This window comes from Eubacteriaceae bacterium ES3, from assembly GCA_030586155.1.
Taxonomy (GTDB): Bacteria; Bacillota; Clostridia; order Eubacteriales; family Eubacteriaceae; genus Acetobacterium.
Genome location: CP130741.1, coordinates 120,420 through 132,749, shown reverse-complemented (window position 1 = coordinate 132,749; position 12,330 = coordinate 120,420). Strand labels below are relative to the sequence as shown.

General features: G+C 37.3%; 16 protein-coding genes. 2 read left to right on the top strand and 14 right to left on the bottom strand.

The genetic code is table 11. The features are described from left to right. Positions 1-201: 201 nt before the first annotated feature. The 14 genes from Q5O24_00620 to Q5O24_00555 all read right to left on the bottom strand — a co-directional run bounded on the left by Q5O24_00620 (position 202) and on the right by Q5O24_00555 (position 10,093). The gene (locus Q5O24_00620) at positions 202-780 is read right to left on the bottom strand and encodes a hypothetical protein (protein ID WKY47863.1); all 579 of its coding nucleotides are present in this window, start codon (positions 778-780) and stop codon (positions 202-204) included. A gap of 22 nt (positions 781-802) precedes the next feature. Continuing rightward, positions 803-1,054, bottom strand: coding sequence for a hypothetical protein (locus tag Q5O24_00615; GenBank protein WKY47862.1), 252 nt, complete (start codon positions 1,052-1,054; stop codon positions 803-805). Positions 1,055-1,085: 31 nt separating this feature from the next. After that, positions 1,086-1,436, bottom strand: a complete 351-nt coding sequence (locus tag Q5O24_00610) for a phage head closure protein (protein ID WKY47861.1) — start codon at positions 1,434-1,436, stop codon at positions 1,086-1,088. A 108-nt stretch (positions 1,437-1,544) separates the two neighbouring features. Beyond that, positions 1,545-3,224: a terminase large subunit gene (locus Q5O24_00605; GenBank protein WKY47860.1), complete on the bottom strand. Its 1,680-nt coding sequence runs from the start codon at positions 3,222-3,224 to the stop codon at positions 1,545-1,547. Positions 3,225-3,663: 439 nt separating this feature from the next. After that, the gene (locus tag Q5O24_00600) at positions 3,664-4,221 is read right to left on the bottom strand and encodes a site-specific integrase (protein WKY47859.1); all 558 of its coding nucleotides are present in this window, start codon (positions 4,219-4,221) and stop codon (positions 3,664-3,666) included. Then, positions 4,214-4,507 carry an HNH endonuclease signature motif containing protein gene (locus Q5O24_00595; GenBank protein WKY47858.1) on the bottom strand — a complete coding sequence of 98 codons (294 nt, stop codon included), beginning with the start codon at positions 4,505-4,507 and terminating at the stop codon, positions 4,214-4,216. The genes Q5O24_00600 and Q5O24_00595 overlap by 8 nt, the downstream gene beginning before the upstream one ends. A gap of 12 nt (positions 4,508-4,519) precedes the next feature. After that, on the bottom strand, positions 4,520-4,795 hold the full coding sequence (locus Q5O24_00590) for a head-tail connector protein (GenBank protein WKY47857.1): 276 nt from the start codon (positions 4,793-4,795) through the stop codon (positions 4,520-4,522). Between the two features lie 5 nt (positions 4,796-4,800). Next, entirely contained in the window at positions 4,801-6,036 is a 1,236-nt protein-coding gene (locus tag Q5O24_00585; GenBank protein ID WKY47856.1) for a phage major capsid protein, read from the bottom strand. Between the two features lies 1 nt (position 6,037). Next, positions 6,038-6,616 carry an HK97 family phage prohead protease gene (locus tag Q5O24_00580; GenBank protein WKY47855.1) on the bottom strand — a complete coding sequence of 193 codons (579 nt, stop codon included), beginning with the start codon at positions 6,614-6,616 and terminating at the stop codon, positions 6,038-6,040. Further along, positions 6,613-7,815, bottom strand: a complete 1,203-nt coding sequence (locus Q5O24_00575; GenBank protein ID WKY47854.1) for a phage portal protein — start codon at positions 7,813-7,815, stop codon at positions 6,613-6,615. The genes Q5O24_00580 and Q5O24_00575 overlap by 4 nt, the downstream gene beginning before the upstream one ends. A 283-nt stretch (positions 7,816-8,098) precedes the next feature. After that, a complete protein-coding gene (locus tag Q5O24_00570; GenBank protein WKY47853.1) occupies positions 8,099-9,238 on the bottom strand; it encodes a phage replisome organizer N-terminal domain-containing protein in 1,140 nt (379 codons plus the stop codon). A gap of 26 nt (positions 9,239-9,264) precedes the next feature. Continuing rightward, on the bottom strand, positions 9,265-9,459 hold the full coding sequence (locus Q5O24_00565; GenBank protein ID WKY47852.1) for a helix-turn-helix domain-containing protein: 195 nt from the start codon (positions 9,457-9,459) through the stop codon (positions 9,265-9,267). A 53-nt stretch (positions 9,460-9,512) separates the two neighbouring features. Then, positions 9,513-9,890: a hypothetical protein gene (locus Q5O24_00560; protein WKY47851.1), complete on the bottom strand. Its 378-nt coding sequence runs from the start codon at positions 9,888-9,890 to the stop codon at positions 9,513-9,515. A 2-nt stretch (positions 9,891-9,892) separates the two neighbouring features. Further along, complete coding sequence (locus Q5O24_00555) at positions 9,893-10,093, bottom strand: helix-turn-helix transcriptional regulator (GenBank protein WKY47850.1); 201 nt, start codon at positions 10,091-10,093, stop codon at positions 9,893-9,895. 160 nt (positions 10,094-10,253) lie between these two features. Between Q5O24_00555 and Q5O24_00550 the strand changes: the two genes are divergently transcribed. Beyond that, positions 10,254-11,024, top strand: a complete 771-nt coding sequence (locus tag Q5O24_00550) for a helix-turn-helix domain-containing protein (protein WKY47849.1) — start codon at positions 10,254-10,256, stop codon at positions 11,022-11,024. A gap of 117 nt (positions 11,025-11,141) precedes the next feature. Further along, complete coding sequence (locus tag Q5O24_00545) at positions 11,142-12,290, top strand: site-specific integrase (GenBank protein ID WKY47848.1); 1,149 nt, start codon at positions 11,142-11,144, stop codon at positions 12,288-12,290. The last annotated feature ends 40 nt before the right edge of the window (positions 12,291-12,330 follow it).

Below are 12,330 nucleotides of genomic sequence, written 5' to 3'. Positions count from 1 at the left end.
GCCTTTAATATGCGTTTTTAAGTGCTTTTTAAACTGTTCAATAACATCTAATTTTTCTAAAATATTTTTTCTAAGGGGTCAATTAAGGGGTCAAAATATTGTCTAAGGGGTCAGATTTTCAATAAAATAATCCCTGAAGTAAAAATGCTCTTCAAGGATTATTATGCATAAGTATTATTTTTTATTCTTCTTTAACCTGTACTATTCTTCACATTGTTTTTGCTTCTCTTTTTCTCGCAACTTTAAAACATGTTCAACACTGTAGTAACTTGAAACCTGCTTTAAGCCAGCTAATGTAAAAGAAACAATCCGATTGTCACCATGCCAAAAATAACTCCACAATCCACCAGGGTTCGAAGCATTTATTACATATTCAACAGCTTCTTTACCAAAAATAGTTTCTGCTCTTTCATACAAAACTACATCTTTCATATAAAGAAATACTGATTCTTTTTTAAACAGCTCTTTTATCTGATTTTCATTAAGCAATTTTTCACTGTGCATACTCATTATCTTTTTATTTTTCCTCGTTGTTTGTTTTTCAAAATTTTTACTATTAATAAAATCTGCTGCTATTAAAAAACCATATCTTTCAATAAACCGGAAAAATTCTTTCCCCCGCATATATATTTTTTGACTACTATTGTGCTGTCTTATGGCGTATTTCACAGCATTTTTACCAAAAATCTTTTCTGCATATTCGACCGTTACAACATCTTCATCCCCAACAAAAAAGGATTCATGATTAAACAATTCGTCTATTTCTGCTCTACTTAACATTTATATCCCGTCCCTGTCCGGCCTAAAATTCGCTTATTCGCATCATAATAAGATCCATGGCCACCTTAAAACCCAGAACAAAGCATTCGTAATTGTCTCGTTCAGTCATCACCTGTACAGCTTCGCCAATTTCATTCATTAACTGTTCATCTATAGTTTCCAGCTTACCAAGGGAACGCCTATATATCCCATACAGCCTATTAAATTCTTCCGTTTCCTGATAAATATTTTCCGCTGCATCATCCCATAATGCTTTTAAACTCGTATTTTCCATAATATTTTATTATCCTTTCGTTTAACCTCTGTTACTCATTCCATGTTCCTTGGTTTACCGATCCAGCTTCTGCATAGATTTTTATATCCTGTTTGTACCCTTCGAAAGTATCAACCCGCTTAATGTCATAATACAGGCCTTTGTATTTAATAACACACGTTACCGGGTCAATATCGTTTCGCCAATTAATGACAAATAACATTTCTTCATCACTTTGGATTGCAGCAGCTTCATAAAGTTCTTTTGCTGACAATTGCCGTACATATGCCCATAAGCTACCAGCATGAAGAGCCACCAGCGTTGGCACCTGTTCACCTAAAACATTTTCGGTATAATCTTCTTTGAATATCTGTATCTTTTTATCTTTCAAGTATTTTTTCATTTTGCCTTCCTTTTCCCAGAAAACGCCCAGCTGTCAAACCGTTTTAATAGTATTGGCACACATCATAACTAAAAAAATGGCTTAAAACAGCGATATAGAGCTTGTTTTTTAAACTGCGTTCATGAATTCTTGGTAATGGTCACACAAACCCACATAGGCATCCAGTAAAGACGCTGTACCATCAATTTTCATTTTCGGGCTACTGGCTTTAGCGGGAATAATGTTTTCATTTCGATCCACGATAACACCCGTATTAGACAGGCACCATCTAAGAATTGGATGATTATTGTAATTAATCTTTTTTGCTGCCAGATCTGCCCCCAGCCTTTCCATTGGTAAGCTTAATGTCCTGGCTCCCTGTCTACATGGGATCATGTTAAAACCTTCCATAATCATTTCATCTTTCCAGTATGTAGCTGAATAAGCATCGTAATAAATCCATGCCGGATTAATGCCATGAATCTGTACCAATTCCAGAAACCACGCCGTTAAATCTTTATAATCAATGGTATTTCCGCTGCACAGTCTCAATAATCCCCGTTCACGCCACTTGTCATAAGGTACTTTGTCGGTTTCCACCCGTTCATTAAATGAATCTTCTGGTAGCCAGTACATTTGTGTCACAAACCGTTCCTCTGTTTCCCGATCCAACATTAAGGCCGTTGCACAAGTTAAATCTCCACATCTGGCCAGATCCGCACCGCCAATAAAATACGATCCCCTGAATCTTTCCAGTTCAAAAGTTTTTTCGTTCACAATATCGTCCCAGCGCAACCAGGCATTATAAGCGTTCATCTTGATATTGAAATCCTTACACAAAACCCCGCTTAAATCGTTCGGGCTGTTCTCTGTCCGGCTAATTTTATTTTCAAGATCATCAATCTTCTTAATGATTCCTAAACCTGGGTTTGCTTTGGTCCATAAATTTTTATCTTTGTATTCCTCTTTGTCGTCCATTTCATAGATAATAGGCAAAAAGGTATCATCTTCAAAGCCACCATCACAAACACCACAAGCATATTCATAGATATCATCAAAAATATTTTCTCTGACTGTCCCAGACGTTGTTGTCATCAGCATTAATGGTTCCCGTCTGGCACTCATAGACTGTTTAAGCACCTCATAGATATTACGGTCTTTAATGCTGTGAAGTTCATCAATAATGCACAAATGACTGTTTAGACCGTCAAGGCTATTTGAATTCTTACCCAATGGCTCAAACTTTGACATGTTCGCTTCAACAAATAGGTCAGTTTTCCGTTTTCTTATATGTTTTGATAATTCTGGCGATTGCTTCACCATATTATGTGTTTCATCAAAAATAATTTTAGCCTGGTCTTTTTTACTGGCCACACTGTAAACCTCTGCGCCCGGTTCAAGATCAAAAATCATCATATACAAGGCTATCCCACTGGCCATGGTGGATTTCCCGTTTTTCCGGGCAACCATGAACAGTGATTCGCGGTATTGCCGATAACGCGTTTCATCATTTATAAATCCAAATAGCGACATGATAAAAGCCTTTTGGAATAATTCCAGCATAACGGGTTTTCCAGCCCATTCACCCTTACTATGTCTACAAAACTTTTCTATAAAATATATTGGTCTATTTCCCCGATCTACATCAAAATGATATCCCTCTTTGGGATTTTCAAGAGCATTCACAATTTTTTCATATTGCTTAGCTACCCGGTTGGACACGATCACCTCACCAGATTGGATCTGATTCCAGTATGTTAGAATATAATTTTCATATTCAATTTCTTTTTCTTCATTTTTCTTTTTCAATTTTATTCATTTCCCCCATTTAGCATTTTACCCCCCCCCTAAATTTTAAAATTCACTTTAGAGGTTTTCTAAAGGCCATCCTACGGTTCCTAATTGGCTTTTTCCAACTTCAAACAAGGGGGGATATAATCACGTTTTTCAAAATCATCAACTGTTTTTTTATGCGTAAATTCTCGTTCAAAATAATGTTACTTATCTGTAATTGTGTAATGTTTTTCACAAGCCCGCCAAAGCCCATTAATAAACTATTTTCAACCATTTGCACAAATTAAATGTTTTCTTTTTTCATTGTGTATCATTATTCTAATTTCCACCTGCTTTTTGGCCTTCCCATTTAAAAGTTTTATAAATTTACAGCAAAAAGAACCGCTTTTTAATGCCCTTTTCAGCACTTCTATTTTAAGCCCACTATATTTCCTTGCTTCATTGTGTAACATTATCAAAATAACTTAAAACCTTTTAATTGTTTATTCATTAAGTCCTGTGTCACACCGATGTACAATAACGTCACATCAATTGATGAATGATTGAAGATCATCTTCAATGTGACAATATCGTTAGTCTGTTTGTAATAGTGATAGCCCATTGTCTTTCTTAAACTGTGAGTGCCAAAGCTACCATGCAAACCAATCGCCTTAGCTGCTGTCGACAATATCACATAAGCCCGTTGCCTGGTTATCGGCTTGTTATACCCCTTCTGACTTTTAAACATATAATCATCATCTTTCAGACTATTGAAATAAATGTACTCATTCGCTGCTCTTTTTAATTCTGGATTGATTATTATTTTCGTCTGCTTATTTGTTTTCTGTTCCCGGAAATAAAAATAATCTTTATCCCTAAAATCTCTTACTCTCAAGCTTAACAAATCAGATATGCGATAGCCAGAATAAAACCCGGTCATGGCCAAAATATAATCACGTTCGTTGCGCTCTTTCAGGTACTCAACAAAATTGATAATATCGTCTTTTTCTCTTATCGGTTCAACGCTATTCATTTTTGATAAGTTCCCCCTCACTGTTAAAGCACAAACCCTTCATACATTCCGATCCGGCTAAATGCTCATAGGTGTGGCAATCCTGACACAAATATTCCAGATTGTCCCAGCTCAAAGTAATTTCAGGGTCATTAATGTTTTTCGGTGTAATGTAATGTTTATGGTGGACTATGCGCCCTGGCTTTCCGCACCGCTCACAAATAAAGTGCTGGCTGGCTGCATAGGCCTTTGATGTCTTTTTCCAAACCACCGATTGATAAAAATGTTTTGCATAGCCCTGTGCCATTGTTATAAACTCCTATTCTGCTGGATCAACCGCCATGGCCGTTAATACTTTCAGCAAACTATTAATTGTCCTTTCCAGTTTTTCGCTGTCGGTGCCTTCTGCGTTATACCACAAGGCTAAAAGAAATTTACTGACTGTATCCGCTAAAGGTTCGCTTGCCTGCTGGTCTGCGCTCATTCCTGTAGTGGTTTCAATATAATCCGGGATAGCAGACAGCAACGGGGAAATTACCCCGTCATTGTCTGTTCCGTCTATCCTCAAATAGTCTCTTGCTTCTGTAATTGTCATATCATTTATACGGCTGCTTCATACAGCTTAACAAAGGCTTCTGTGACAATCGGCTTGCAGTCGGCAACTGCTAAAGCCCGGTAATCAATCAGGCCAGATTTAAAACTGGATTCTCTGGATACTTCAATGGCAATTCCTTCGGGAATGTTATAACCAAAATACTTAAAGTTACCCAGGTAAATATCACCATCGGCAATGTTATCATCAATAACCACAGGCTTACCCAGAATAAAGCCGATTCCCTCATTTTTGGGATCTGTAATAAAAATAGGTCTGTCGTTTCCATCCACAATGTTGTAAACGTGGGTGTAAAGGGTCGAGTTATTCATGGCAAATATTGCGCCGTTACTGTAACCCCGTTTTAGTTTGCCCATTAGTGTTACAAAATCGGTGTAACTTGGAATGCCAGATTTTGTGTATTCAACGGCATTGGTGCCAGCAACCCAGCTAATGGATTCAATCCCGGTTCCCTGGGTGGTTCCTGTCCCATTAACAACACTATCCGCAATACATTCCATAACACTGGCTGATAGTTCCGTGGTCATATATGATTCAAAGGCTGAAATACTCATTTTTTTGGCTGCTGCACTGATTGAGAATACTTTTATAATCTCGTACCCGTCAAAATCAACATTTACCACGCTGCTATCTTCTGATTCAACTGCTGTCCCTTCTGTGTGCCATGCTGCTTTCCCGGTCGGTGTTCCCACAGGAATACTAATTTTACTCGGCATATTGAAGGATCGGCACTGTGGCAATAAACCGCCCATTGTCCGGGCTTTGCTGATTACTTCATTCAGTGTTTGAGTCGGTAAAACTGCTGCTGCACTGGTAACAGTGTTAAAAGCATCTGCCCGTTTTTCAACTTCCTGCGCCCGTTTAAAGGCTGCTGTTTCAAATGGTGTTAATGCTTGGCCTAGCAGGGTTTTAAAGAACGCTGACCGATATTCTGGACTTTCCAGCACATCCCCGGTTAAGGCTGCGTCACTGGCTCTTTTCTCAAAGGTTCCCCCGGTAATCGGGTTAAACTGTCCTCGTGGTTCCGGTTCCGGCTTTTTCTGATTGTCTTTAAGGTTTTCTTTTGCCTGGGATAAACCCTGAATTTCAATATTAAGGCTCATTACGTCCGCTTCTGGATCGGTGTCTATGGTTCCCTTAATCTGGGCTGCTCTGGTTTCAATTTCCGCTAAGTTTGCACTTCTGTAATAATTAAAGGCTTCTGCCACTGTTTCAAATTTCATTTTATTTTTTCTCCTTCGTAAATAGAATTTTATTTGCTGCCAATTTAATGGCTTTTTTGGTTGCTTCATCTTTTGGTGCATCTATAACCGCCCTGGCTTCTACACTCGTTTGAGGGTAAGCCGGATAAGGCACCACAGAACACTCATATATTTTTGATATTTTCAGTATTTCCCTTGTGTTAGTTTTCCGGTCGTACTTGTCCCCACCTACAGGAACGGTAAATGCAAATGACATTCCTGTCAAAAGGTCATTTTTAACTGCCGTATGAACTGACCTTGCTTCTGCCGTATCCGGTAACGCTGCAATCATTTCTAACCCTGCCGGGGTAATATTAAACTGCAATGTTTTAGGTGTTCTAGCCAATGGAATACGCTTTATATCGTGATTGTAAAGCAACCGGGTGTCGGTCATATCGCAACCATCAAGCGCACCCCTTCTAATAATTTCTTTGTAAGATCCTGCCGGGTCTTTTATTTCGGTTTCCTGTTCAAACACCACAGGCATACCTTTTATAATAAGGCCTTGTTCCTCACCTGCCGGGTCGGTGGCTCTTATTTCTGCTATTCTTTTTTCTTTCATATTTCCTCATCCTCCATATCATTCAATTGATACTGATCCGCTTTATCTTGTGATATCACATTTAAAGTCTGAATCCGTTTGTCACCATCTGGAATACTTGGAAGATTTAAAATTTCCAATGCCTGGTTAATAGACAGTAATCCCAGAGGCACCAGTGTCCTAATCATTCTTACTTTGGTGGCATTACTGGAAAATATCAGCCTGCCGGATTCAAAGCATATTTTATTGCCATATTCCTGTTCCCGGTCATTAAAGATTTTCCGGGTAAATTCAAGGCTTAATTGCAAGGCGATCGGTTCAAGCGTTGACTCATAAAAGGCTGAAAACTGATCTTCATTGTATGAGCTGTTCACAATGCTTTCCGATATGCCCAAATAGTTGTAAATTTTTGTTTTGATGGCTTCTATCTGGCCAGTATCAATATTGGCTGGGGTTTGATTGATTGGCGTGTACTCCATTTTTTGATCTATTACCGCCACACCGCCATTGTTGTTCATCTGTAGAAAGTTTTCCATGAATTTTTTACGGCTTTCTTCGAGACTTTCATCATTTAAGATTGTGGTATGCTTTATAAGCCCCCGAATATTAGCCGATGTCTGAATGCTGGTTACCATTCCTTCACTCTGTGCGTGTGCCAGTTCCAGCGTGTCCATGATGGCGGTGTTCTGATCACCCAGCAAATCATTTTCGTTGAAATTCCGGCGCAAGTGGATGATATCCGCATAAGGAAGGATCACTTCTTTACCACCCGTCAATAAAAACTTGCAGTACATTGTTTCCGTTGGATCGGTTAAAAACTCCACCTGATTTGCGCCCATGGGATAAATGCCAATTACCTGGCCTTTTTTATCCTTCTGCAAATAGGCAAAAGCGTTATTATATAAATAATAGTGCGTGACCATCTTATACAGAAAATCATAGGCCGTCATATAGGGGTTAGGTGCCACCTGTAAAATCCGGTTAAGCCTTTCGTCACCCTGGGTCTTTTGCTGATTCGCATAGCTGATAATATGCGAGCCTTTCAGCTTGCCACAATTCCGGGCGATGGAATCAACCCCGCCCCGGTATATGTCCAGTGAATAGGCATCACCTGACCATGGCGAAAAACTGTTGTTTCCGCTGATTAATTCTGCCCGTTCCATCTGCTGGGGGTCAGGTTCTTTTTTCTTGAATCGATTAAAAATGTTAATAGCTCTCACACTCCTTTTATTAGTTTTACTGTTAGCCTTACAGTTACTTTTACAGGTCTGGTCAAATTCAATTTTTAGTGATATAATCAAGATGATTTTGGTTACTGTAATTATTCATTACAGCTTTCGTCATCAAGTGCGATTTGATGACGATTTTTTATTGCTATCAATTTCATATTTGATACCCCATCTTTAAACATCATTTTTTTCGACTATTTGACCGCATACGGCTTTTTTAATGCTTCTACTGTTCAAATCCATCATAACGATTATTAAGGCCTTTATATTGTCACTAAATGACACCGCCCCAGCTTTCATAATCACCACTAATAATCTTTTCCCAGTTTTCCGGTTTTAAGACCCAATTAATCATAAGTTTAAATTCATGTTCAGCTTCACCAAGTAGATAAAGACTATCTGTAATGCTGTCAAATAAATGATCAATCTTTTCTTTAGGCTCCTGTCCAATTCCAAATTGATTAACATTATCCTTAAGCTTTTCAATCTGCTTATCCGTGAGCTTTTTTATCTTTCCTGAAATATCAATGTTATTCCAACAATCAACAAAGTATTGAATATCCTCATCAGTTAAAATTAAATAGTCTTCTATTTCAGAGTAATTATTTAGAAGCGTATCGCCAATTGGTTCAAGCTCTTCAATATCGGTTTTTTTATATTTTTCTATTTCAGCTTTCTTTTTACTGATTGCTTGTTCTAAAATCTGAAAAGCTGGGTCAGAGGAATAATCTAAGTCTCTAGTCTCTAGTCTCTTATCTCTGATCTCTAAATTCTTATCTCTAATCTCTAATCTCTTATCTCTAATCTCTGGTGTAGAAATCTTGTTAGATTCCTTACGCACTTTTTCAAAATCTGCGTTAGATTCCTTACATGATTCAATGTTAGATTTCTTACATTGACCATTTTCGTTAGGTTCAATGTTAGATTTCTTACATAATTTCTTATTTGATTCATTATCGTTAGAAACATCGTTAGTTTCTCCGTTAGATTTCTTACACGATTCTATTTTGATAATTTCTTTTGAATCAATACCCTTCGATTCTTTTAAACGTCTTTGGTATTCTCTTTGTCGATCCGCTTCACTGCTGGAAGAACCTATGAAGTTCTGTATATTGGTAATATATATTGCCCCGTTATTCATCACTTCTATTAATTCGAATTCTAAGAATATATCTATTGCCTTTTCAATGACACCGACCGAATGCCTGGTTAATTGTGCCAGCAATTGAGAATTATAAGGTATTCTTTCATTGAACATCAAACGCCCGTTACCCTTTAAACTTTTTAAATACATTTTCATTAATATGTTTGCATATAAATAGCCATCTGGTAAGCTTTCAAGGATTATAATTTTCTCATCATCAAAGAAATTATCCTTCAATTTCAAATAGTAATATTTTTTATTGTCTGCCATTTTCACACCTTTTTTCATAAACATATTTATACTTCATTTGTTCCATATTCTCCCCTTGCTTCGGCACCTAGCCAGGTTAAAAATTCTTGCTTTGGAATCAAAATTCTGCGACCGATTCTAATAGCTGGAAAACTATCCCGATGCGTTAATTCATATGCGTTTCCTTTTGAAATCCCCATTAACACCGCTATTTCAGCAACATTATAAGTTAGCTTTTCCATGTGCTTTCATCCTTTCAAAATATTTTAACTGTTTCATCACCCGCTTTATTTGCTTACTGAATATTTCCCCGACAATATGCGATATCAGCATGAAAATTAACCAATTCTTCAAACATTTCCAAGTATTCAGCTTCAATCAATATCTCTAATGACCTTGCTAAAGATAACATGCCATCAATTCGCAAATAATTGTTAAACGGCTCTATTGCTGTACACATTTCCTTTTTAAAATGACTGATTTCACTCATAAGAATATCTTTATCACTTCTCTTTCCAACCTCACCAAATATTTTTGGCAACCCTTCTTTTAAGCTCTCAATAAAATTAAGAAGCTCATGCCGGATATCATTGTGGTAGGTTCCCACAACCAGATCTGCAAGCAAATCGAGCATTTCAGCCCCGGTTAGATTATTGCAATTATCATCATTCATTTTTAGGTCTCCTTTTCAATTAAATTTTCGACTGACATATCTAATGCTTTGGCTATCTTACCAGCTATTTCAGGTCTACAATGCTTACCATTATTGATGTAAGACAACGTTGACGTAGAAACATTTGACAGTTCAGAAAGTCCCCTAAAATTAATTTTTTTATTTGCCATCGCAATATCTAGACTTGATTTATTGATTTTCATTTGTCCACCTCCTCAATTACGATAATATCGTGTTTTTTATATTAAAACACGATATTATCGTAATTGCAAGCATTATTTAAAATATATTACGATTATTTCGTGTTTTATATTTACTTGACTGATATTTCGTGTTTTAATATTAAGAAAAGGATGTGTGCAAATGGGGATTGGAAGTAATATTAAAAAAATTCTAAAAAAACAAAACATGACTACCACAGAACTTGCAAAATCAATAAATATGCCAGTAACGACGCTTTATTCATTAATAAAAAGAGATTCTGACACTGAAAAGCGTGAAACTATCGAAGCTATTGCGGATGTTCTAAAAGTAACCGTTGGAATGATTAATGATGGTTATGACAAGATGCCTTTAGGTACAACAATTAGGAATTATAGAGAAGAGAAAAATATGTCACGTGAAGAATTGTCTAAAATAACTGGGATACAACCAGAAATTATAAGACTTTATGAAATTGGTTCTTTATTTCCTGATATAGATACTTTAGATAATTTAATTCCTTCTATACCTTTTAATGATTATCAAAACTTAGATGAATCTGCACTTATTACACACTTTAAGCAAGCCCGTGAAAAAATGGGAATGACAAACGATGAAATTCATGAAAATACCGATTTTGATATCAAATTATTAGAGCAATTTGAGAACGGCGATTTAGGAGGTAACATACCTTTAGAAATGAGATACTTTTTAGGAATGCTAATTGGTTATGTCGCTGGTGATTTAGGTGATGAAAATAAAGAGCAATTTTTAAAACATTTAAAATCATCAAGTCAAAAAGAATTACTCAATTTTTTCAACAAACTTAATGATACTGGGAAAAGGAAGGCAATTGAAAGCGTTGAACTATTAACTAAAATACCCGAATATCAAGCAATTTTTATTATAGATCATCAAAATGACCATGAATAACCAACAGTCTATCATGAAAATAGCTGAATATAAAAAATAACTTAGTATCAATTGTTGAGTTTACCGACATTTGACACTACATTTCCGATTCAATTTTATGAAAGGAACATTTTGTATATGGCAAAGAAAAAGGAAACCAGAAACGCCCAGGGATCGGGAACGATCCGCTTGCGTCCTGATGGAAGATGGGAAGCCCGGTACACGCTGGGTCATGATCCCGGTACTGGAAAACAGATCCGCAAATCTATCTATGGTGCCACCCAACAGGAAGTAAGAAAAAAACTAATTGCCGTTACCGCCACCATTGATAGTGGCGATTATAAAGAACCGTCAAAATTAACGGTTTCTGACTGGTTTAAAATCTGGGTTAATGATTATGTCCTGAATTTAAAACCGCTCACGCTTAAGTCATACAGAACGCAAATCGACAATCACATTATCCCGTCACTGGGTAGGGTCAAGCTTTCCGCACTGGCACCGCACCATATTCAGAAATTTTATAATAAACTGAATGAAGAATATTCCCCCAAGACGGTTAAAAACATTCATGGTGTGCTGCACAAAGGACTTAAACAAGCTATGGATCTGGGTTATATCCGGGTTAATCCGGCCGATACCTGCACACTTCCAAAGGTGGTAAAATCACAAATCAAACCCATGGATAAAACCCTTATTCCGGCCTTTAGAGAAGCCATAAAAGGGCATCAATTTGAAAATCTATATCTCATTGATTTATTTACCGGGTTACGGCAATCGGAAATTATCGGCCTTACCTGGGATTGTGTCGATTTTGAAGCTGGCACCATCTATGTTTATCGGCAATATCAGAAATTAAAAGGCGGTTACCAGTGGGCAAGCCTAAAGAATAATAAAACCCGTTTGATTAAACCCGCTGACCTGGTCATGGCTACCCTGATAAATGAGAAAGTAAAGCAGTCAGAAAGTCGGTTACGGGCTGGATCGGCATGGCAGAACCCGAATAATTTTGTTTTCACCAATCCGTTGGGTACACATATGAAGCATGAAACGATATCGAAGAATTATAAGAAGATTGTTACTGATCTGGGAATGCCAGAACTGCGCTTTCATGACCTGCGACATTCCTTTGCGGTGGTATCCCTTCAAGTTGGTGACGATGTTAAAACCGTACAGGAAAACTTAGGCCACCATTCAGCAGCCTTCACGATGGATACATATGCACACGTCACCGATGCCATGAGAAAAGCAAGCTCTGAACGCATGAATGCTTTTATAGATACGCTGTAAATTAAAATGATCTCTAAGGGGTCAATTAAGGGGTCAAAAC